The organism is Vibrio sp. R78045 (assembly GCF_042466085.1).
Classification (GTDB): Bacteria; Pseudomonadota; Gammaproteobacteria; order Enterobacterales; family Vibrionaceae; genus Vibrio; species Vibrio cyclitrophicus.
On record NZ_JAXHBS010000008.1, the window covers coordinates 778,936 to 801,187 of the forward strand.

17 protein-coding genes are annotated in these 22,252 nt (G+C 44.1%); 6 read left to right on the forward strand and 11 right to left on the reverse strand.

What is annotated here, in order from left to right:
* Nucleotides 1–146: 146 nt before the first annotated feature.
* On the forward strand, nucleotides 147–584 hold the full coding sequence (locus tag SJY39_RS06075) for a YcgN family cysteine cluster protein (RefSeq protein WP_016767514.1): 438 nt from the start codon (nucleotides 147–149) through the stop codon (nucleotides 582–584).
* Between the two features lie 138 nt (nucleotides 585–722).
* Here SJY39_RS06075 and SJY39_RS06080 read toward each other — a convergent pair whose 3' ends face one another.
* The 8 genes from SJY39_RS06080 to gap form a co-directional block, all read right to left on the reverse strand.
* Nucleotides 723–2,300: an alkaline phosphatase gene (locus SJY39_RS06080; RefSeq protein WP_010437048.1), complete on the reverse strand. Its 1,578-nt coding sequence runs from the start codon at nucleotides 2,298–2,300 to the stop codon at nucleotides 723–725.
* A gap of 193 nt (nucleotides 2,301–2,493) precedes the next feature.
* Nucleotides 2,494–4,380 carry a BCCT family transporter gene (locus SJY39_RS06085; protein ID WP_010437049.1) on the reverse strand — a complete coding sequence of 629 codons (1,887 nt, stop codon included), beginning with the start codon at nucleotides 4,378–4,380 and terminating at the stop codon, nucleotides 2,494–2,496.
* Nucleotides 4,381–4,555: 175 nt separating this feature from the next.
* A complete protein-coding gene (locus tag SJY39_RS06090) occupies nucleotides 4,556–4,909 on the reverse strand; it encodes a hypothetical protein (protein ID WP_010437053.1) in 354 nt (117 codons plus the stop codon).
* A gap of 253 nt (nucleotides 4,910–5,162) precedes the next feature.
* Complete coding sequence (locus tag SJY39_RS06095; protein ID WP_010437054.1) at nucleotides 5,163–6,122, reverse strand: ChaN family lipoprotein; 960 nt, start codon at nucleotides 6,120–6,122, stop codon at nucleotides 5,163–5,165.
* A gap of 75 nt (nucleotides 6,123–6,197) precedes the next feature.
* Nucleotides 6,198–7,013: a 23S rRNA (guanine(745)-N(1))-methyltransferase gene (rlmA, locus tag SJY39_RS06100; protein ID WP_010437055.1), complete on the reverse strand. Its 816-nt coding sequence runs from the start codon at nucleotides 7,011–7,013 to the stop codon at nucleotides 6,198–6,200.
* A 210-nt stretch (nucleotides 7,014–7,223) separates the two neighbouring features.
* Nucleotides 7,224–9,260, reverse strand: a complete 2,037-nt coding sequence (locus SJY39_RS06105) for a methyl-accepting chemotaxis protein (RefSeq protein ID WP_010437057.1) — start codon at nucleotides 9,258–9,260, stop codon at nucleotides 7,224–7,226.
* Between the two features lie 330 nt (nucleotides 9,261–9,590).
* The gene (locus SJY39_RS06110) at nucleotides 9,591–10,475 is read right to left on the reverse strand and encodes a D-hexose-6-phosphate mutarotase (RefSeq protein ID WP_010437059.1); all 885 of its coding nucleotides are present in this window, start codon (nucleotides 10,473–10,475) and stop codon (nucleotides 9,591–9,593) included.
* Between the two features lie 239 nt (nucleotides 10,476–10,714).
* The gene (gap, locus tag SJY39_RS06115) at nucleotides 10,715–11,710 is read right to left on the reverse strand and encodes a type I glyceraldehyde-3-phosphate dehydrogenase (RefSeq protein WP_009848658.1); all 996 of its coding nucleotides are present in this window, start codon (nucleotides 11,708–11,710) and stop codon (nucleotides 10,715–10,717) included.
* Between the two features lie 358 nt (nucleotides 11,711–12,068).
* Here gap and msrB point away from each other — a divergent pair, with 358 nt between their 5' ends.
* Nucleotides 12,069–12,467, forward strand: a complete 399-nt coding sequence (gene msrB / locus SJY39_RS06120) for a peptide-methionine (R)-S-oxide reductase MsrB (protein ID WP_010437061.1) — start codon at nucleotides 12,069–12,071, stop codon at nucleotides 12,465–12,467.
* A 170-nt stretch (nucleotides 12,468–12,637) separates the two neighbouring features.
* On the opposite strand, the gene SJY39_RS06125 is transcribed toward msrB, so the two are convergent.
* Nucleotides 12,638–13,444 carry a DUF2989 domain-containing protein gene (locus SJY39_RS06125; protein WP_010437066.1) on the reverse strand — a complete coding sequence of 269 codons (807 nt, stop codon included), beginning with the start codon at nucleotides 13,442–13,444 and terminating at the stop codon, nucleotides 12,638–12,640.
* Nucleotides 13,445–13,559: 115 nt separating this feature from the next.
* On the opposite strand from SJY39_RS06125, the gene SJY39_RS06130 reads away from it, so the two are divergent.
* Nucleotides 13,560–13,841, forward strand: a complete 282-nt coding sequence (locus tag SJY39_RS06130) for a YeaC family protein (protein WP_010437067.1) — start codon at nucleotides 13,560–13,562, stop codon at nucleotides 13,839–13,841.
* Between the two features lie 272 nt (nucleotides 13,842–14,113).
* Here the strand turns inward: SJY39_RS06130 and ansA are convergent, their stop codons facing one another.
* On the reverse strand, nucleotides 14,114–15,130 hold the full coding sequence (gene ansA, locus SJY39_RS06135; RefSeq protein WP_010437068.1) for an asparaginase: 1,017 nt from the start codon (nucleotides 15,128–15,130) through the stop codon (nucleotides 14,114–14,116).
* A gap of 118 nt (nucleotides 15,131–15,248) precedes the next feature.
* Entirely contained in the window at nucleotides 15,249–17,099 is a 1,851-nt protein-coding gene (sppA, locus tag SJY39_RS06140; protein ID WP_010437076.1) for a signal peptide peptidase SppA, read from the reverse strand.
* Between the two features lie 279 nt (nucleotides 17,100–17,378).
* On the opposite strand from sppA, the gene SJY39_RS06145 reads away from it, so the two are divergent.
* The 3 genes from SJY39_RS06145 to SJY39_RS06155 all read left to right on the forward strand — a co-directional run bounded on the left by SJY39_RS06145 (nucleotide 17,379) and on the right by SJY39_RS06155 (nucleotide 22,242).
* On the forward strand, nucleotides 17,379–19,388 hold the full coding sequence (locus SJY39_RS06145; RefSeq protein ID WP_372275501.1) for an FAD-dependent oxidoreductase: 2,010 nt from the start codon (nucleotides 17,379–17,381) through the stop codon (nucleotides 19,386–19,388).
* 199 nt (nucleotides 19,389–19,587) lie between these two features.
* Nucleotides 19,588–20,136 carry an NAD(P)H nitroreductase gene (locus SJY39_RS06150; RefSeq protein ID WP_016783800.1) on the forward strand — a complete coding sequence of 183 codons (549 nt, stop codon included), beginning with the start codon at nucleotides 19,588–19,590 and terminating at the stop codon, nucleotides 20,134–20,136.
* Between the two features lie 114 nt (nucleotides 20,137–20,250).
* The gene (locus SJY39_RS06155; RefSeq protein WP_016793847.1) at nucleotides 20,251–22,242 is read left to right on the forward strand and encodes a DNA topoisomerase III; all 1,992 of its coding nucleotides are present in this window, start codon (nucleotides 20,251–20,253) and stop codon (nucleotides 22,240–22,242) included.
* The last annotated feature ends 10 nt before the right edge of the window (nucleotides 22,243–22,252 follow it).

Genomic DNA, 22,252 nt, shown 5'->3' on the forward strand with positions numbered 1-22,252 from the left:
CTAAATAGCAGGGGGCGCGATAGTAGCAAAAAATGATGAGAGTGACAGCTGTTGATTGAATCAAAGAATGAACAATGATTATCCTTGAACTTTTTATGGGCTAGCGGTATAACACGCACCCCAGTAAATGAGTAAGAAGTAATCCTATGACGAATCCATTTTGGCAAGAAAAAACACTAGAACAGATGACAGAGCAAGAGTGGGAATCACTGTGTGATGGTTGTGGTAAGTGTTGCCTGCATAAACTAATGGATGAAGATAGCGATGAAGTTTACTACACCAATGTGGCGTGTAGCTGGTTAAACGACAAAACATGTTCGTGTAAAGACTACCCGAACCGTTTCACTTCTGGTGAAGAGTGCTTGAAGCTGACTCGTGACAAGATCGACGAGTTTCACTGGCTACCAGATACTTGTGCTTATCGCCTTTTATCAGAATCTAAGCCTATTCCTGAATGGCACCCATTGATCACGGGATCAAAAACAGAGATGCATGCAGCAGGCGAAAGTGTTCGTAATAAAGTGGTGTATGAAATTGATGTTGTCGATTGGGAAGACCACATTTTAAACCACCCGAACCGTTAGTTATTCTAAAAACAGCCGCTTTTGAGCGGCTGTTTTGCGTCGCCTAAATTTAAAACTTACTTAATTACTTAACTTAAAGGCTTAAAACAAAAAACGCCCCGGAGGGCGCTAAAGTTAAACGAGCAAAAAAGATTCAGGCTAGTTTACTTGTTGTTTAATGTACTCACCCAATTCTGAGTGGTGCATGATTTTCGAAACCGGCAGTATTTTCTCAGCAGGGCCCCAAGCAAACACGTTCACAGGTGTGTGAGTATGTGTACCTGTACCCCAAACAATGTTTTGACCCGTTGCTTGTTCACGAGCAAGCAGGTTGCCACGGTCGTTATATGGGAAGAATGCATCGAAATCGTTGATAGCAGGTACTTCTTCTGCTGACAAGTATTTGTGCTGAGCCAATCGGTATGGGTTCGGCTTACTGGCTAATACGTTTTTCGCTTGTTCCGCTGTAATAGGGAACTCACTGTTTTTGTTGACGATTTCGGCCAGTTTTTCAGGTGTTTGCTGTGCTTTATCTAGCTTTTGAAATTCGCTGATCATGCCGTAGTAGCTTTGTTTCTGATTGTATAGACCATCAAGAATATCGAATGCGCCAAAGTTAAAGTTGGGTGCATAGTCGCGATCAGCGAAGGCTTCGCCAGAACGTTTCTGTGGTTTTGGTAAGTCGTTAGAAGAGTAGCTGAAACCGAAAGATCCTGTTTCGTGGTCTGCGGTCACAATCACGATCGTGTCTTCACGATCTTTTGCCCATTCATACACAGTTTGGATCGCTTCATCAAACTTGAGCAGTTCATGCAGCATCGTGCCGGCATCGTTACTGTGACCCGCCCAATCGATTTGGCCACCTTCAACCATTAGGAAAAAGCCATCTTCATCTTTGGATAGGATGTTGAGCGCTTTTTTTGTCATCTCTTTCAGGCTTGGCTGAGTTCGTTCGCCACTCTTTTTCTTGTTGCTGTAAGCGATGCCATCATCCATGCCTGAGTAGGCGAATAGGCCAAGTAGTTTATCGCCCTTAGCGTCGTCTAGCATGTTGCGATTAAACACCAGTTGGTAGCCGTCTTTCTCTGCTTCAGTCAGCAGGTTACGGTCGTCTTTACGCTTCGATTTGAGATAAACATCACCTTGAGTCAGTTTCTCAAGTTGCTTATAGGTTTCACCTTTGTCGTTGGTCGATTTAGGAATCCAATGACGTAGCCCTCCAGAGAGCATCACATCAGCGCCCGTTGCTAACATATCAGATGCAATTTGATTCTCTAAAGAACGGTGAGGTTGGTGAGCGGCGAAAGAAGCCGGGGTCGCGTGAGTTAAGCGTGTGTCGGACACTAAGCCGGTCGCTTTGCCTGCTTTTTTCGCTTTCTCAAGTACGGTCTCAACATGGTTACCCTGTGAATCGATACCGATCACTTCTGAACCGCTGTAGATACCCGTTGCAAGCATGGTCGCAGAGCAAGCTGAATCCACTACGATTGCGTCTTCCGGATGCGTTAGGGATGAACCAATAACCCCTTCTTGAGCAAGTTGATAAATGGCCGTTTTGTTCCCTTTATAGATGGAATTTGGCGCTTGGTTTGCGTAGGTTTCCAATAAGCCAACTTGCTGAGGTCCCATGCCGTCGCCGATCATCAGAATGACATTTTTGATTTCTGCTGAAAGTACGTTGAATGAGAGTGTAGAGGTTACCACTGCGGTAACAATTGGTTTCATAAAGTGCTTCATTAGTTATCCCTTTTTATATAGGCGGGATGATTAGAACACCGATTTATGTCAAAGTCGTTTCATATTTGTTTCATCAACATGAAAGTGAGCAATAACTCAAGTTTTTAGAAAAACATAAAAAAAGGCTCACATTTCTGTGAGCCTTGGTCTTATTTAGGAGCGTCCAGATTAACGGACGATGTCATGGCTAATGTCAAGCAAGCGGCAGTTCTGCAACCACCTGGTTGAACGCGACTCGAGCTTTTTGAGCTTGCTCAGATAACTCTACTTTCTTCGCTTGAGCTGTACTTAAGTCGTTTTCAGCCTGCTCAAGAGCTTGTTGTAGATTTTCTGGAAGTTCATGTGTTTCCATTTGCGCACCTTGTTCAAGAACATAAGCACGAATTTCTTTCTTAACATCCGCTAGCGCTTTGTAAGCTTCACGTTCATGTTCAGCTGCCTCTTGTGCGGCATCTTTCTCTTTTTCAAACTGTGCTAATGCCATACCTTCTGCCGACCATGGATCCATGTCTGGTAGTTCTTCGATGTTAATCGTTGGTTCGATGTACGCGTCTTGATGACGTAGATCTAGGCTAGTGGCTCGAACGGCTGAAATCATCAACATCACAGAGATCGCTAGTAGTGGTAAACCACCTACGATTGCTGCGGTTTGTAGTGTACTTAACCCCCCCAAGAACATCAGGATTGTTGGTAAGAACGAAAGTGTAAATGCCCAGAACATACGGTTCCAACGCATCGGCTCTTCTGTCACGTTGTTCTGAACTACAGAAGCCAGAATATAAGAGATAGAATCAAAGGTTGTCGCAGTGAAAATGATACATAGTAGTGTGAATACTGCGATCACCAATGTGCTCATTGGCAGTTGTGCCAGCATCGAGAAGATCGCTTTAGTTGCGCCTTCTTCGTTCAAGATAGCAACGACATCGAGCTCGCCAGACAACTGTAGAGATAAACCGTAGTTACCTAAGATCATGAAGAATAAGAAACAGCCTAATGAACCAAAGAAGATTGAGCCTGACACCATTTGTTTAATGGTTCTGCCACGAGAGATTCGTGCAACAAATAGGCCCATACTCGGTGCGAAAACTAGCCACCATGCCCAATAGAAAATGGTCCAATCTTGTGGGAAGTGCGTGTTTTCAAAGGTTCCGTAACCACCAAATGGTTCCGCCCATGTTGCCATCACGAAAAAGTTAGACAGTAGGCGACCAATTGAATCTAGGCCTGTTTCCAGCATGAAAATCGTAGGGCCAGCAATCAGAACGAAAGCCAATAGCCCCATCGCACCCCAGAAGTTGATGTTGCTGAGGATCTTGATGCCTTTTTCTAAACCCGCATAAGATGAGTACGCAAAAATAGCAGTACAAACCAGAAGTACCATCACTTGAGTTAGGTTGTTTTTAGGCAGACCGAATAGGTGGTTAAGGCCTTCAGTGATAAGAGGAGCTGCTAAACCTAAAGTTGTGGCTGCGCCGCCTAATAGACCGAAAATGAATAGGATATCGACGATCTTTCCCGGTACGCCCTTACTACGGTGTTCACCAAGAACGGGCATTAGAGCGCTAGAGATTTTTAGAACAGGTTGTTTACGAACATAGAAGAAGTAAGCAATAGGAATCGCAGGGATCAAGTAGATAGACCATGCGATTGGTCCCCAGTGGAACAGACCATAAGTCGCTGCCCAACGAACGGCTTCCTCACTGCCTGGCTCCAGTTGGAAAGGAGGTGATTGATAGTAATAAGCCCACTCAATACAGCCCCAGTACAAGATACTTGCACCGATACCACCACAGAACAGCATTGCTGCCCATGATGCTGTTTTAAATTCTGGCTCTTCGTCCGCTTCGCCAAGTTTGATTTGTCCCATATCACTGAAGACAACATAAACCATGAACGCACACGCTGCTAGGCCAAGCGCTAAATATAGAAAGCCGAGTTGATCGGTCATAAAAGTTTTAGCTACCGCAATCCAGTCTGCTCCTTGAGTAGGGAACATAATCAGCGGGAAGACGATCGTGAGTAGGAGTGCTATCGCACCAAAAAAGGTCGGCTTGTCAATAAGCTCAAAAGTGTTTTTCACGAGTATTATTCCATTAAAATGAGAGCGGAATTATGGAGTGAACTCGTTTTTTAGGACAAATCAGGTCTGTTGTCGTGACGACAAATCACTTTTTACAATAGAAAAGACTCTATGCAAAGGGGCAATGCAAGAGATGCAGCGTAAGGGATGGGATGCAGTGGAGAACGATAAAGTGTTAGACCAGAGCGAGAAGGATTCCACCAACGGTTGCCGCTGCGGACAAATATTGCCCAGCTGAATACGAACCGTCGTCTTCTTCTTCGATCTTGTCTGGGTGATCCATACCTAGAGCGCCATGAGCAAATGATTCAACCTTATCGGTAACGGTTTCATTCTCTGCTTCAATTTTTTTTGCTTCTTTATCGATTTCTTTCAGGGCAGATAAGAGCGCTTTGCCTTCATTAGAAAGCTTAACAGTGTTTTGTTCAACCTTAAGAGGCGCGGGCTTTTCAGCTTCACTGTTTTTACTCTGTGAGTTCATTTGCGAAGGTGAATATAGCTGGGTATTACTCGTTCCTACCGGCGTCATATAGCTCTCCTTACCTATCCTTAAATATAGTATCGGCAGAGGTGTGAAAAACTTGTGCATTTAATCACCATGGTGATGTTTTTTTATTCGCACATTACATTTTCATCTGCTTAATCAAAACTGCTTGGTAATTAAGCAATTCCTATGCCGATATCAATATTTATCTTAGGGCGCGATTGAACAAGCTTTTAGTTTGCCAGACTTGTAGCATGCCAGACCTAAACTTGGATAAGATTAAGTCTGGATAGCGAGTTTAGTCGCACTTGAGATCGGATCCGCGCTTAGATAGGTGCTTGTATGCCTTCATTCGGTTCTCTTTCTTAACAAAACGAGCCGGTGGAGAAAGCACTTTTAGTTGGTAGTCACTGCTATTCGATGAGATTTCTTCAACTGGACTGATGATGGCAATTTTCAAATCAGGGTTACGACGTAGAATCGACGCTGCAGTGCCTAAACCACCTTCGGTGTGGAATTTACCAGCCACATGGATCACCTGTTGTTCAGGGTTTGATGCTAGGTAATCCACAATCGATTCAGCCATAGTTTCGTCCCAGGTTACCTGAGCGGAAAATTGCTTTTCTGTTTGCTCTGGTGTGCCGTGATGCATTGAAGCCATGAACTTTTCTTTGTAAGGGCTATCGCCAGTATCGACTTCTGAAGCAATCCATTGGCGTTGTTCCGTCGTTAGCTGATCTAGATAGGATAATCCTTTACGGCCGATACACTGTACAAAGGGTTTTGGTGCGTTTGCCGCAATGATATCGACATCGTTGGCTTTTGCGAATTCAACCAGCGCACGATAATCACTTTCGTAATTTGGCCAAGCAGCGGCTTGAGACATAAGAACTTGTTCGCCAATCTCACCGTTTAGATATTGGTTTAATGTGTCTTGATGCTCTCGAGTGAATTGTTCCATTGATAACGCAATGTTTGGCGTAGCGTTTCGACGCACTTTTAGGAAATGGGTTTGGAAGCGATGGATAGCAGAGTGAGTGTGCCATTCTCCAATAAGAACGACGTCAGCTTCTGTCAGTTGCTTGGGTAACGCATCGAGGGAAAGTGTTTTACCTTGTGGGGAAGCAAACTGGTAATCATAAAATGTGAAAACGGTTTTTGTTTGCGTGTTAGCCACTGTTTGAGAAGTGTTGTTTGAAGGTTGAGTAGCACAAGCTGTAAGCAGGGTAGCTAATCCGATAAGAATAATACGTTGCATGAAATGCCTCCTTGAAGAACACGCATACTAAAGGAGGCAAGATGAGATTTCAATGCAAACGATAATCAATATCAATTAAATTTGTTTGCGATACACTCTCAACATAAAGTCAGCTTCACAGTTGAATTGCTCTGCATCGGTGAGTTGTCGTTTAAACTCTTCACTCGCTTTCCAAGCAAATGGCGTCATCTGTAGCAGGTCGAATGCATCTGACCCCGATAGTTCCATCATATAGTTTAGTTGTTCTTGGTGTTCAAGCGTAAAACCTTCGATCACTTCTGGATCTTCGTCATGTAAGCGAACGCCATCATAAATTGCATCACGCAGTTGATACAGGTGTCGGTTAGCGGGTGTCACGGTGATCACCACACCATTATCTTTGATGGTGCGTTGCAGCTCTTCAGCCTTGCAAGGCGCGTAAATGCGTAGAATGCCGTCTAAGCTGTTTTCAGCAAAGGGTAGGCGATGGCTTGATGCAACCGAGAAGTCGACTGCAGGGTAGCGTTTAGCCGCGTATTTGATAGCGATCTTAGAAATGTCTAGGCCAAAAGTAGCACCATTCTTTTCTTTTAGGTTTACCGCAATTTCGTTGGTGTAATAACCTTCGCCACAACCAATATCCAATAGGGCAGGTGCCTCTGCTGGTAGATAATGAGAACACAATGTCACCACCGCTTGGCGCATTGGGTCATAGTGGTTGCCTTCAAGGAAGCGGCGACGAGCCTGCATCATCTCTTTGTTGTCACCTGGATCTTTTGAGCGTTTGTGGTGTGCTGGCATCAAATTGACATAGCCTTCTTTCGCTAGGTCGAACTGATGGTTCTTTTCACACTTAAACGTACGATCGTTTTGAGATAAAGGTTGGTGACACAAAGGGCATTGGTAAGTCATTGCGAACTCGAGGTAGATATCTTAAGGGCGAAATTTTAACAGGAAGCAAAGAGGGGCGCTAGCGTAAACGAGGTTGCCTTAAATAAGTAGAGCCAACGAGGTGTTGGCTCTATGTGAAGTTATTGAGTTCACGCAGCGATATGTGAACTCAAGCTATTTACTAAAGTTATTAACCAAGGCTAATCACTAAGTCTTTAGTTAAATAAATGGTTAGCTAAAGAAGTTCACTTGATTTTTCAATGACTCAGCTTGCTTTTGAAGTTCATCAGCACTTTGAGATGTCTTAGCGCTGGTTTCTCGGCTTTGTTGGTTTAGGTCGCTGATTGCATGTGCGTTGGCGGCTATCTCTTGAGAAACTTGAGCTTGCTCTTCAGATGTTGCAGCAATAGTTTCAGCTTGAGAAGCAATAGACTCAACCTGAGAAGCAATGGATTCTAGTGCTGTACCGGCTTCTTGCGCTTTATCGAGTACTTGGTTGGCATTCGATTGGCTCTGCGTCATTAGATTTACGGCATTATTAGTGGAAGCTTTTAGTTTCTCAATAATGCTTACCACGTCTTGTACTGAGGTTTGAGTACGATGAGCCAGCGTTCTCACTTCGTCAGCAACAACGGCAAAGCCACGGCCTTGTTCTCCAGCACGTGCAGCTTCAATCGCAGCATTCAACGCAAGTAAGTTGGTTTGTTCTGCGATGTCATCAATCATTTTGGTAACAGTTTGGATGCTTTCGCTATCAGCGCTTACTTGCTCAATCGCTGATGCTGATTTATCTAGCTGATCGTTGAGCTGAGCAACATCAATACACACACCTTCAACAACCTCTAAGCCTTGCTGACTATCGTCATTTGCCAGACGGACGTTTTCAGCAATGCTGTTGACTTGTTGAGCTACGGATTCAGCCGACGTCGCCATCTCTTCTATTGCTGTTACTACTTGTTCTACTTGCGCCTGTTGACGGTCAGATTGCGTTAAGTTGTGGCTTGCATCTTGAGAAACACTGCTTGAGCTATTTTGAACTTGATCACTGGTCGCACGAATTTCACCCACTAATGTATTCAACTGGGCAGCCATGGTTGCAACCCCTGTATTTAGGTTACTGATTTCATTCTTTGTTTGCTTACCTGAGTTTGGAATATGTAGGCTGACTTCGCCTTTCCCTAAACGCATCATGTATTCGTTTAAGGTTGTTAGCGGTGTTAGTGTATGGTTCAAAACGAAAGTTAACACTACGATTGTAGCGGCGGCAATCAAGGTCGCAATGATAGCGATAAGCTTCAGAAGCTCGTCACTGCCTTTGGTCACTTCCTTAATGAACGTGCCGCCAAGTAGCTTCCATCCCCAACCCGGAACGTCGGTGTATACCAGATATTTTTCACCTACTGTTCCTTGATACTCATATGGGTATAGGATCAGGCCTGATGATTGTTCGAAGAGTTGATAGAAAGGTTTGTTGCCATCGTAATCGGCGACATCAATAATCGATTTGCCACCGCCAGCAAGGGTAGGATGCAATAAGTACTGACCTTGATGTTCTTTTTCATTATCAACAATGATGGTGTATCCGGTGTCTCCCCATGATACCGAGCGCAAAGACTCAAATAAGCTCTGAGTTGCTTCTTCAACGGGTAAGCCAATGAAAGACACACCATTAACTTTACCTTGAGCATTGGTTAAGGGAGCGTAGTAGGTGATGTAACGCTGGCCGAATAGTTTTACTTGAGCGTAATAAGGCTGGCCACTTTTGAGTTTGTTATAGCCTGGGTGGTTTCGTCCTAGCGTAGTAGCAACTACTCGATCACCTGAAGGGTTTTTAAGAGATGTTGATACACGAATGAAGTCCTCACCGAATGGGGCAAACAATGTTGCTACTGCGCCTGTATCACGAGTAAAGCTATCAACGAGTTTGGTGTCGTTGATCAGGCTTTCACCATATTGCGTCATGTTAGGAATCGAATGGCCGTTGAACTCAACGTCATAACTTTCAACATAAACACCTGCTAGGTAACCGTTACGAAAAGTTGATTCTAAAACTTCGGCGGTATGCAGGTAGGCATCAAATTGACCAGATATTGTTTTGGCCATTGCTTCGACTTTTGACTGATGCTCTTTCAGTGTGTTGTCTAATAATACCTGTGAGGCATTTCGATACACGAGGGTCGCAATTGAACCAAAGGCGATCAGCAAGCAAAGTAAAATCACTAGCTTAAGTTGGAAACCAACACTTTGATTTTTGTATTTATCGAACATGAATTCACTATCCTGTCTTCATTTAGGTGTTGTTAGATTTGGTTTTACTATTGAGTTTTATATCATAAGAACTTATTTATCGGCATGGATTGATAATAATTAATGAATTGATGGTTATTTTTATAAATTAAACTGATAAATGGTGATCTGGTGTTGATTTGAACCAATACGAGGAAGGCTGTTGTGGCTATGCGCTATGACTTTTCAGGATATACGCTACTCCTTATTGGATACATGCCATTGCTCTGGGGAGTGGTGAGATTGTAGACAATAAAAAATGCAGCTTGTGAAGGCTGCATTTATTGTTTTTTCTTCGAATTAGCTAGACGCTTAATTCGAAGAGATAACCGTAATCAGTTGGTGGCTCTCGCCTGGCTGTAACGTTTTACCTGCTTCTAGGCTTGGTGCATGCAGCGTTGATTCTACACACATCATAGTGAGGTAACCGTCGTCTTGCATATCGCCCATACTCGCAGCGCCTTCAGCCCACGGGTTCCATAATACAGCAGAGTTATGACCCTGGTTCTCAACCGTTAAAGTGCGATCCAATTTTTTGTCAGCAACAAAAATTTGCGCTTCTGGTTGTGTGTAAACACGATCGATGGTGTCAGTCAGGACAAGCTCAGAACCACCTTGGCAGATCTTACCACCTTGTAGGCTATCAATGTATTCAGCGCCCATACCTGTCGTGGTTGTGTTGTGAATATTTCCAACGTTTAGGTAAGAGTGCAGCGCACCAGAGAAAGTCCATGGCTGAGAATCAGTGTTCTTCACATCCAAGGTCACTTTTAGTTGCTCGCCGATTTCAACATTCAAACGAGCATCGAATTGATGAGGCCAGACAGTTAACGTCTCTTCGTTTGGCTTTAGACCTAAGCTTACTATCACACCCGCTTCGCTTTCACGGTGCTCAACTAATTGCCATTCGCTTGAACGTGCAAAACCATGAGCAGGTGCTGCAATGCGACCAAACCAAGGCCAACATACCGGAATACCGCCACGTAGAGCCGTTTTGCCATCAAACTTAGCTTGTTGACTCATCCAAATTAGGTCTTCTTGGCCTTGTGGTTGGAATGACACGACATGGCCGCCAAACAATGAAATGGCTGCGTTTGCTTTATCGTGGATAACGCGAACTAGTTTTACGCCTTCGTGTTCTACGATAGTCACGTTGTCAGAAAGTACAGTCAGTGTGGGTAGAGTAGATAAATCCATTACATGATCCTTCTAAGGAAATTGAATTCAAATGCTGACTAGAGTGATGCTTGTGATATGACGAGTAACAAGCTCAGACAGTATTAGAATTGAACTTCGTTGTTTTTTAATCAACTTCATTCAAAAGACGCTCAAAATATAGCAGGTATTAAAAAGGCGACACTAAGGTCGCCTTTTTCAAAGTCTTTCTCAATGAAAGTCTTCGCTAATGCTTGTCTAAAGCGATTTCTAAAAAGAAATTACTTAGAGATGTGAGCGATTAGGTCTAGAACTTTGTTTGAGTAACCGATTTCGTTGTCGTACCAAGATACAACTTTAACGAATTTGTCAGTTAGAGCAACACCAGCTTTAGCATCGAATACTGAAGTTTGAACTTCACCGATGAAATCTTGTGATACTACTTGGTCTTCAGTGTAACCAAGAACGCCAGCCATTTCGCCTTCAGAAGCTTCTTTCATTGCAGCACAAATTTCTTCGTAAGATGCAGCTTCTTTTAGGTTAACAGTTAGGTCAACTACAGATACGTTAGCAGTTGGTACACGGAAAGCCATACCAGTTAGAAGGCCGTTTAGTTCTGGAAGAACAACGCCTACAGCTTTAGCAGCACCAGTTGAAGATGGGATGATGTTTTGAGAAGCACCACGGCCACCGCGCCAGTCTTTAGCAGAAGGACCATCTACAGTTTTTTGAGTTGCTGTAGTAGCGTGAACTGTAGTCATAAGACCAGACTCAATGCCCCACTTATCGTTAAGTACTTTAGCGATAGGTGCAAGACAGTTAGTAGTACAAGAAGCGTTAGAAACGATGTCTTGACCAGCGTAAGATGCTTGGTTAACGCCCATTACGAACATTGGAGTTGCATCTTTAGAAGGACCAGTAAGAACTACTTTCTTAGCGCCAGCAGTGATGTGCTTACGTGCAGTCTCATCAGTTAGGAAAAGACCAGTTGCTTCAGCAACTACGTCTACTTCGATAGCATCCCACTTAAGGTCTTCTGGGTTACGCTCAGCTGTAACACGTACAGTTTTACCGTTAACGATTAGGTTACCGCCTTCAACTTCAACAGTACCGTTGAAACGGCCGTGAGTTGAGTCGTACTTAAGCATGTATGCCATGTACTCTACGTCGATTAGATCGTTAATACCTACTACTTCGATGTCTGCACGCTCTTGAGCTGCGCGGAATACGAAACGGCCGATACGGCCAAAACCGTTAATACCTACTTTGATAGTCATTGTAGTTGCTCCACAACTTAATTTCTGATTAAAGATAACTGGTAGTAAAATTACAGAATCCAGTATACATCTGCAATAGATAATCCGACTTAACTTGTTTAATGTCAAAAAAAAGCGACGCTTTTCTTAACAATTGGGTGTAAGTGGTTGAAAATTGACCATTGCGAGTGGTTCTGTACCCTTCCAGTTGGGTAAAATACCCCTAAATGATGATTCACTTATGAGTGTATATGTACAATGTTTCCTGGTGAGAAAGTATGTGCTACAAAACGACTCATATGCAAGCCTTTATGGTAAAAAGTAAATATAATAAATGAGAATGTGGAGAGATATTAACGTGATTCAAAAGGAAGGAAATATGTTAAAGCCTGATGAATACTGGCGTGAACGCCTATCAGACGATGAATTTGAAGTGTGTCGTCTACGTGGAACTGAAGCCCCTTATAGCGGTAAGTTACTGCATAATCAGAAGACGGGTGTCTATAGCTGCACATGCTGTGAAAGCCCTTTGTTTCTGTCGGATAACAAATATGACTCTGGGTGTGGATGGCCTAGTTTTGACGCCCCAGTGAATGATGAAGCGGTACGCTATATAGAAGATCTAAGTCACGGAATGAAGCGTGTAGAGATCCGTTGTACTGCTTGTGATAGCCATTTAGGTCACGTTTTCCCTGATGGCCCACAGACAACTGGCGAGCGCTTCTGTGTTAATTCAGTGTCGTTAATTTTCAACAAAAATGACAAAATTACGAAATAACTTGTAACTATTGTTTAATCCTTACAGATTGCATTTGCCGATTTAGGAATACTGAACTGCCCAAGATTTCAGAATTAATTCTAGTACAAATAAAAACAGCTACCAGAAAGGTAGCTGTTTTTTTAGGCTGATGAATAGGAAGTCTAGGTTAGAAATCAATAAGTGTTCGATCAGTAATTAGGGACGACCGAAGGGCTGTAAACCCCATCTTCAATGGCTTCGACAATTTTGTCTGCGTCTTTATTTAACTGCTTGTATCTTGGGGCGTCGAAGTTATAGAGAACGGCCAACTCCGCTTCAGAAGCAATCGGCACATCAAACTCTTTGGCTACCATTGCCCATACGTACGCCTTTTCTCTATGGCCTAAGCTGTGATTGATGCTAGCCATGGACTTAAATATCTCAGTATTAACAACCGAGTTATTCGACAAGGTTAGCGCATTATTGAGTAGCTTCAATGTCTTGGCATGATCTCTCGTGGTATAGAAAGTCGCTAGAGCATATTGCATCTCCGCCGTATTTAACGCTTCAGTTCCTTCTAACTGTAAGAAGCTGCGTCTTGCATTAGTATCACCAGTTTGTGACCACAAGAAGTAGAGTGTTTCTGGTGTGTCTGATTGAGATAGCTCACTAACGATTCGTTCTGACTCTTCAATACTGTGCATTAATGCCGTAAAGCGACGTTCTTGAAGTTGGGATTGGTCAATGGTCTCGATCTGTGCGGCAAGTTCTAAACACTTTTTATATGCAGTGACTAACTCGAATTCTTTAATCTTATTGGTTTCGGTTGGTTGTTTTTGAACTTCAAATCGATGCCATATGAGGTCGGTACGTGCAACACGACATTGTCCGTCGTTCATGTTCAGCAGCTCACATTGTAACGTTGGGTTACTTTGGCATAGCTGATCCGTGTTTTTGTTTCCTTCAAGGCACCCAACCAGAGTGAAAGGCAATATGCCAACCGCCAACCATTTCATAATTTTCATATTCCTTCACTTGTGATCAAATACACTTATTTTCGGTCAGGTTCTTGACTCAATTTCGTTACGGGTTATTTTCTGGTGAAAATTGTTAAAACTAAGGCTTTTTACCATGGATGCAGAACAACTTCTTAGCGCAATGACTCCCGAAGTCTACGAACGTTTAACCTACGCTGTTGAAACAGGTAAATGGCCAGAAGGTACGGCGCTCTCAAAAGAACAGCGCGACTCGTGTATGCAGGCGGTGATGTTATACCAATCTAAACATAACTCTGAAGCTCAACATATGACAATTGCAGCTGGTGGTGAAATTAGCTTTAAATCTAAGTCTGAACTGAAAAAACAGTTTAAGTCAGACCAAGAAGATATTGTTAGGGTCAACCCGAATCACTAAGCTAAATTACAACAAAGGGGTGGCACTGTGCCACCCCTTTTAATTTTAAGCCGCTTATTTATAAGCAGTTAAACGATTTAGCTCACGTTAAATACTTTTGAACCCATTGAAGGTTCATGCTCTCGCGGAGCTTTCTTTGTATGATGAAAGCTCCTGTTAACGACGAAAGCTCCTATTGACTACGAAACCTATTGTTAACCATGAAACCTATTGTGAACCATGAAACTTATTACCAACACGAAGATCTTGGCTCAATCCACAGCAAAACAAGCTTATAAGCTCATCTCACCACGAAGCACTTGTAGCATCTGAGCCTTCACTTCTTCATAGCTTAGGTTTTGGCTTAATAAGTAGTGTAGCTTAGCCAACGCCGCTTCTGGCGTCATATCAAAGCCACTAACTACGCCAGCTTCTGCAAGTGCACATCCTGTTGCGTAACCGCCCATGTTGACTTTACCTGCCAAACATTGCGTTAGATTCACCACAATCACACCACGCTCTGACGCATCTTTCAGATGCTGAAGCAGCTCTGGATTTTGTGGTGCATTACCGACACCAAAAGTCAGTAGGATCATCGCGTTAACAGGCTGTAGCAGCGTGTTGCGGATTACTTCATGTGAGATGCCTGGATACATAGTGATTACGCCGATGGGTTGTGGCGTAATGTTATGAACCTTGAAAGCTCCTTCAGGTTGTTCGTTGACTTTTACGTTATTGCTAAGCTGGATATTAATACCTGCTTCAAGCAATGGGCTTAGGTTTGGCGACGTAAAGGCATTGAAGCCATCTGCATGTGATTTTGTACTGCGGTTACCGCGCATCAACTTGTTGTTGAAGAACAGGGTTACTTCATTGATAGGGTAGTTAGCTGCAAGGTGTAACGCATTCAGCAGGTTTGCTTGTCCATCTGAACGAAGCTCAGCTAGTGGGATCTGAGAGCCCGTAACAATCACAGGTTTGCCTAGGTTTTCAAGCATGAAAGACAGCGCCGAAGCCGTGTAAGCCATAGTGTCTGTACCATGCAGGATAACGAAACCATCGTACTTATCGTAGTTCGCGCGAATATCATCAGCGATAGTTTGCCAATCAAGTGGCGTCATATCGGAAGAATCCATCAATGGAGAGTATTCATGAATGGTGTATTCAGGCATCTCTGGACGATGAAACTCTGGCATACCTGCTAGCTGCTTATCCATAAAACCAGCGACAGGAACATAGCCGTGATCAATAGACTTCTGCATGCCAATTGTGCCGCCGGTATACGCGATATAGATGTGTTTTCTTTCCATGGCGATTAATACTTAGTGTGATATAGGGAACAGGGAGGCGATTATAGCGAATTATCATGCAATAAAAAGAGGCGCCTTACACAGAGGCGCCTCTTGATTATTGAGTTATTGGTTTAACTTATTGAACTTGGCAGTTTAAGCAAAAAGCATATCGGCCTTGTGGGTCGTTAAAGTTGCCTAACAACTGGCTATCTTGGGCTAACTGCTGAGTAACAGGTCGTAAACTGCTCGGTATCATCGATTGGATATCTAGGCCTATCGACATCTGAACTTGATTCATAAATTCTTGAATAAATTGTTCAGTGGCAGAGAGTGGCTCTTCTACCCAGTAGATGTTGTAGGTTTCAAGGTCTGCTAGTGAAGCTGCTGCCGCGATTGCATCGTCAAAATCACCGATTTCATCCACGAGTCCTTTTTGCATCGCATCTTGACCTGTCCATACTCGGCCTTGAGCGATCTTGTCGACAGCATCAACTTCTATACCTCGATTTTCTCCAACCAAGCTGATGAAACGGCGGTAACCATTTTCAATACCCATTTGGAATGCATCCTTCGCACCGTCGCTTAATCCGGTGGTTATACCTAGGCCAGAGAAAGGTGAAGTTCCAACACCGTCAGTATAAACGCCAATGTCATTCAAGCCTTTCTCGAAAGTTGTGATGACGCTGAAGATACCAATCGAACCGGTCAGCGTGGTTGGTTGAGCTAGGATCTTGTCTGCGCCCATTGAGATCCAGTAACCACCAGAAGCAGCAAGGCTAGACATCGAAACGACGACTGGCTTACCTGCTTGTTTGATCGCTTCTATTTCATTGCGGATCACTTCTGAAGCAAATGCACTGCCACCTGGGCTATCTACTCTAAGTACTACCGCTTTCACTTGATCGTCGTTGCGCGCTTGGCGAAGTAGGGCTGCAGTTGTATCACCACCAACCGTACCACGTGGTTGTTTACCATCCATAATCGCGCCGCTGGCAACAATCACCGCAACATCGTGTGACTCGCTTGTTAGATCAGGAAGCATGGTTGTTCGGTACTCGTAGTAGCCAAGTGCGTTGTAGCTGTCTTGACCATCACTACCGAATACATCAGCAAGCTCAAGTCGAACTTGCTGGCGAGTTGCTAGTTCGTCGACTAACCCTAACTTCTCTGCCAGTTTTGCAATATCGCCATCTACTGATTCAAGGTCTTTTAAGAAAGAGTCCATGCTTGGGTTCAGCGTTTTAGCATCGATCTGACGGTTGTTGCTCACGTCATCAACATAGGCTCCCCATAGTTGGCTTAACCAACGAGAAGCGGACTCTTTGGCAGCATCCGACATATCGTCGCGAATGAAAGGTTCTATTGCAGACTTATAAGTACCCACACGGAACACATGTGTGTTCACGTCTAGCTTCTCTAATAAGCTTTTGTAGTAAAGTGAGTAAGCGCTGTAACCTTTAAGGAGCACACCACCGTCTGGTGATAGGAAGACCTTATCGGCGTAGCTGGCTAAGTAATATTGGCTTTGGTTGTAAAAATCACCCACTGCATAAATAGGTTTACCCGTTGCCTTAAATTCATTTAGCGCTTTAGCAATGTAACGAAGTTTAGTTAGGTTGGTTTCTGGCAATTCTCTGAGCGCAAGAACGATACCGGTGACGTTATCATCATCTTTGGCATAGCGAATCGTTTTAACGATATCAAACAGGACGTTCTCTTTTGGAAGGTCTTTACCCAGTAATGAACCTGTTACGGAATCCATTGGGTTAATGTAGCGACTTTGTTCGACAATCGGACCAGAAAGGTTAAGCACTAGAGCCGATTGTTGTGGGACTGTCGGTTGAGTCGTATCTGAGTGAAAGTACACAAAGTAGATGATGGCGATACTGAGTAAAAAGAAGAGGTTAACAAGCGCAAGACGCACAAACGTGATGAGCTTCCAAATCCCTTTAAAGATCATGCCTATAAATTTGAATATTTTTTTCATTCTGTCTCCGCAGTGAGATCACGTCGCTTTAACAAGCAGCAGTACTATTAATCTCAATAATATGAACTGCTTAGTATCCTACGATAATTCCCTAGCTCAAACTACACCAAGAATTGTTAATCGATATATATTCTCATTAAGTGTAGTCATATTAGGGGGTGTTGAACGATTAATGCGGCCTGCATTATGATCGGTGTTACAAAAATGTAAACGGTTGTTTGAAATTTTGGTGATTGAACTATAATGTGGTCAGACCACAAGGATAAAATAATAGAAGTGATGTCTGCCATGTACCCACATTTACTTGAACCACTCGATCTTGGATTTACTCAGTTACGTAACCGTGTATTGATGGGATCAATGCACACAGGTTTAGAAGAAAATAAAGAAGGCCTGCACAAACTCGCCGCATTTTATGAAGAGCGAGCAAAAGGAGGCGTTGGCCTTATTGTTACCGGTGGTTTCTCTCCTAATTTACGTGGCAGATTAACCCCATTCAGTGCTGAATTTAGTAAAGTTAAGCACGCTAGAGCGCACCAAGTTGTTACTGAAGCCGTACATAAGCATGGTGGTAAAATTGCTCTTCAGTTGTTGCATGCTGGTCGCTATGCAATGCACCCCTTCGCGCAGAGTGCTTCTGGCATTAAAGCGCCGATCGCTAAGTTTGCACCGAGTGAGATGAGCCCTCGCCAAATTAAAAAGACCATTGGTGCCTTTGCCAATAGTGCTGAGTTGGCGCAAGTTGCTGGCTATGATGGCATTGAGATCATGGGTTCTGAGGGGTACCTGATTAACCAATTCATCTGTAAGCGTACCAATATGCGTTACGATGAATGGGGTGGCTCGTATGAAAAACGCATGCGCTTCCCGTTAGAGGTAGTCAAATCGATTCGTGAAGCGGTTGGTGATGATTTCATTATTATTTTTAGACTGTCGATGCTGGATTTGGTTGAGCAAGGCAGTACCTTTGAAGATGTTGTGCTGTTGGCTCAAAAACTCGAAGAAGCGGGTGTCACCATTATCAACACCGGCATCGGTTGGCATGAAGCTCGTATTCCGACCATCGCGACACAAGTGCCAAGAGGCGCATTCTCTTGGGTGACGGAAAAAGTAAAACCTCACGTTTCTATTCCGGTGATTACCTGTAACCGAATTAATACGCCTGAAGAAGCAGAACGCATTCTCAGTTCCGGGCAGGCGGATATGGTCTCCATGGCTCGTCCTTTCTTGGCTGATCCAGACTTCGTCAATAAAGCCGCTCAAGATCAAGCGCGTTTTATTAATACTTGTATCGGCTGTAATCAAGCCTGCCTTGATAACGTGTTTAAAGGTAAAAGAGCGAGTTGTTTAGTTAACCCACGTGCTTGTTATGAAACTGAAATTATTGTTCAGCCTGCCGAAGCGACCAAAACGATTGCTGTTGTTGGTGCTGGGCCTGCTGGTTTAGCTTGTGCTACGACCTTGGCACAACGTGGACATAAGGTTGACTTGATTGAGAAAAACGATCGTATCGGCGGCCAATTCAGATTGGCAATGCAGATTCCGGGTAAAGAAGAGTTCAGAGAAACCATTCGTTACTTTGCTAACCAAATTGATGTATCAGGCGTGAATCTGAAACTTGATACTGAAGCAACGTTTGAAATACTGTTGAAGTACGATGAAGTTGTGATGGCTGCTGGTGTTGAACCAAGAAAGCTTGATATTGAAGGCATCGATCAAGAAAACGTAGTCGACTATCAAACCTTGATTCGCGAAAAGACACCAGTAGGCGAAAAAGTTGCAATTGTTGGTGCCGGTGGTATTGGTATTGATGTGGCAACTATGCTGACCGAGCCGACTTCTCACAGCTTGGACGACTGGCTACATGAGTGGGGCATTGATAAGAATATGGAGCACCCAGGTGGGCTTTACCCTTATCCTGATTCATTTAGCGATAAGACCGTTTGGGTGATGCAACGTAAAGCAGGTCGTGTCGGTAAAGGTCCGGGTAAGACTACAGGTTGGATTCATAAACGCACATTGGAAAAACGTGGTGTGAACTTACTTGGCGGCGTGAGCTACAACAAGATTGACGACCAAGGTCTGCACATCAGCGTTGGTAAGAAAGAGCAGGTACTCGATGCCGATTCCGTTATTGTATGTGCGGGGCAAGTTTCTGTTCGTCCATTCGAAGACATGTGGCAAGAGTTTGGCGGCAAACTGCACGTGATAGGCGGTGCTGATTATGCAGGTGAACTGGATGCGGTGCGTGCAATTCGTCAAGGTGTAGAGTTGGCTATTAAGCTTTAGAAAACAGTTGAATGACTTTGCTCAACTCGCTGTAGATTGAAAGGTAAATAAGGCTCCTAAGTCACAGATTTAGGAGCCTTTATTGTTTCTAGTAGCACTAACTCTTATTTCAAATGGACTGTCGTTGAGATTTATTATCGTTTGCATTTTATGCTACAGTTCAAGTATATAAATAATAAAGAATTAGTAAGGACTTCAAATGGATGCTTTGGATCTATTGCTCAACAGACGCTCAATCGCCAAACTCTCTGATCCAGCACCTGAAGGTGTCGCGTTAGAAAATATCATCAAAGCGGGCTTACGAGCTCCAGACCATGGTGCATTGACACCTTGGCGTTTTGTTATCGCGCAAGGTTCAGGTTTACAAAAACTCTCTGACATTTTAGTTCGTGCAGCACAAGCTGACCAAAGCGAAGAAGCGGTGATTGAGAAAGTAAAGAAAGCGCCGTTTCGAGCTCCAATGGTGATCACAATCATCGCAAAGGTAACTGAGCACGAAAAAGTGCCAGCGTTCGAACAACACCTGTCTGCGGGTTGCGCTGCACAAGCAATGCAAATGGCCGCTGTCGCGCAAGGTTTCCAAGGTTTTTGGCGTTCAGGGAAATGGATGTTCCATCCAGAAGTTCACCAAGCATTTGGCATGGAAGGTGATGACGAAATTGTTGGTTTTTTATATTTGGGTACTCCGGGCTGTACGCCAATGAAAGTACCAGAGCGTGAATTCTCAAAGTTCGTCGAGTTCTTATAGAGTACGTTGAAGCTGAATAGTGGAATACTAACTGTATAAACAACCAGTTTTCCTTGATTTATTAGGGCCACATTAGATAATGTGGCCCTAATTGTTTGTAGCACCTGGAAAAACATGTCTCGTCTTATCATTGCTGAAAAACCAAGCCTAGGCCGCGCGATTGCCGCCGCATTACCGAATCCACAGAAGAAAGACCAAGGGTTTATCAAATGTGGAAATGGGGACGTGGTGACTTGGTGCATTGGACACTTATTGGAACAGGTTGAGCCGGATGCTTATGATGACCGTTATAAGAAGTGGAACTTAGCTGATCTGCCTATTGTGCCAGAGCAATGGCAACTGAGACCGCGTAAGACTTCAAGCAAACAGCTTACGGTGATCCGAAAGCTATTGAAAGACGCCACACAAATTGTCCATGCGGGTGACCCAGATAGAGAAGGGCAACTGCTAGTCGATGAAGTGATCGACTATTGCAAGGTATCCAAGGCCAAGAAAGAGTCGATGGACAGGCTGCTGATCAGCGATTTGAACTTACCAGCGGTAAAGCGTGCGCTCTCTCAAATGCGCAGTAACCGAGACTTTATTCCACTGTCTATTTCTGCTTTAGCACGCTCTAGAGCCGATTGGCTGTATGGCATGAACATGACCCGAGCTTACACCTTGCTGGGTCAAAAGGCGGGTTACCAAGGCGTGTTGTCGGTAGGGCGAGTGCAAACGCCAGTACTTGGTTTGGTTGTAAGACGTGATGAAGAAATTGAGAATTTCATTCCTAAAGATTACTTCACTCTGCACGCTTTGATCCCTTATCAAAACAACGGCCAGAGCTTTGATATTCGAGCGCGTTGGAAACCAAGCGAAGCATGTAAACCATGGCAAGATGAAGAAGGCCGAGTGCTCAATCGAAAGCTGGTTGAGAACGTGGCTAACCGAATTGCGAATCAACCCGCGACGGTAACGGAATCAGAGCAAAAACAAAGTAAACAAGCTGCGCCACTGCCTTATTCGCTGTCAGCACTGCAGATTGATGCGTCTAAGCGTTTTGGTATGAGTGCTCAGCAGGTGTTAGATACGTGTCAGTCGTTGTACGAGAAACACAAACTCATCACTTACCCGCGTTCTGATAGCCGCTATTTACCGAAAGATCACTACTCACAACGAGAGTCGGTCGTGGATGCTATCGCTAACAATACGAAAGAGCTGCAAAGTGGTGCTCAAGGTGCGGACCTTTCTCTTAAATCCAAAGCATGGAACGACAGCAAGGTCGACGCTCACCACGCGATAATTCCTACTCCGAAAAAGTCATCGGTGAACGGCCTATCTGCCAATGAGATGAAGATCTATCAGCAAATCGCTCGTCAGTATCTAATGCAATTCTACCCACCTGCTATTTTTGCCGATGCCAAGTTAGTCTTTGATATTGCTGGTGGCGTGTTCATTGCGAAAGGGCGTCAGCTTATTAACCCTGGTTGGAAGGCGTTGATGGGTAAAACAGATACCGAAGAGAAGGGGGATGGAACTGATGCGGTTCCACCGCTAGATAAAGGTTCTGTGTTGACGTGTCGTGAAGGTGTGATTGGCGATAAGAAAACCGAGCCGCCAAAACACTTCACGGAAGCGACCTTGCTACAAGCGATGACAGGTATCGCGCGCTTTGTCGCGAACAAAGACCTTAAAGCCATTTTGAAAGAGACCGACGGCCTTGGCACAGAAGCAACCCGTGCGGGCATTTTAGATACTCTATTCAAAAGGCAACTGCTAACGCGCCAAGGTAAGAGCATTCATAGTAGCCCTGCGGGCAGAGGTTTGATTCATGCTTTACCTGAGGACTCGACCTTTCCCGACATGACAGCTCACTGGGAGCATCAGTTGCAAGGCATGGCTGAACGAAATCAAGCGTATCAACCTTTCATGCAAGCGCTAGAAAGCAAGATTGATGGTTTGATGGGCAAGGTAAAAACAGGCGAAGTTCCTGAGTCTCTGCGTCATCTTCCTAAAGTCGAAAGACCGGCTTTTAAACGTCGCAAAGGCGGTGGTGCGAAGTCTTCTGCTAACAAAGGTACGTATGCTAAAAAAGGGACTTACGCTAGGAAGGGCACTAAAAGCTAAGACTTATTGA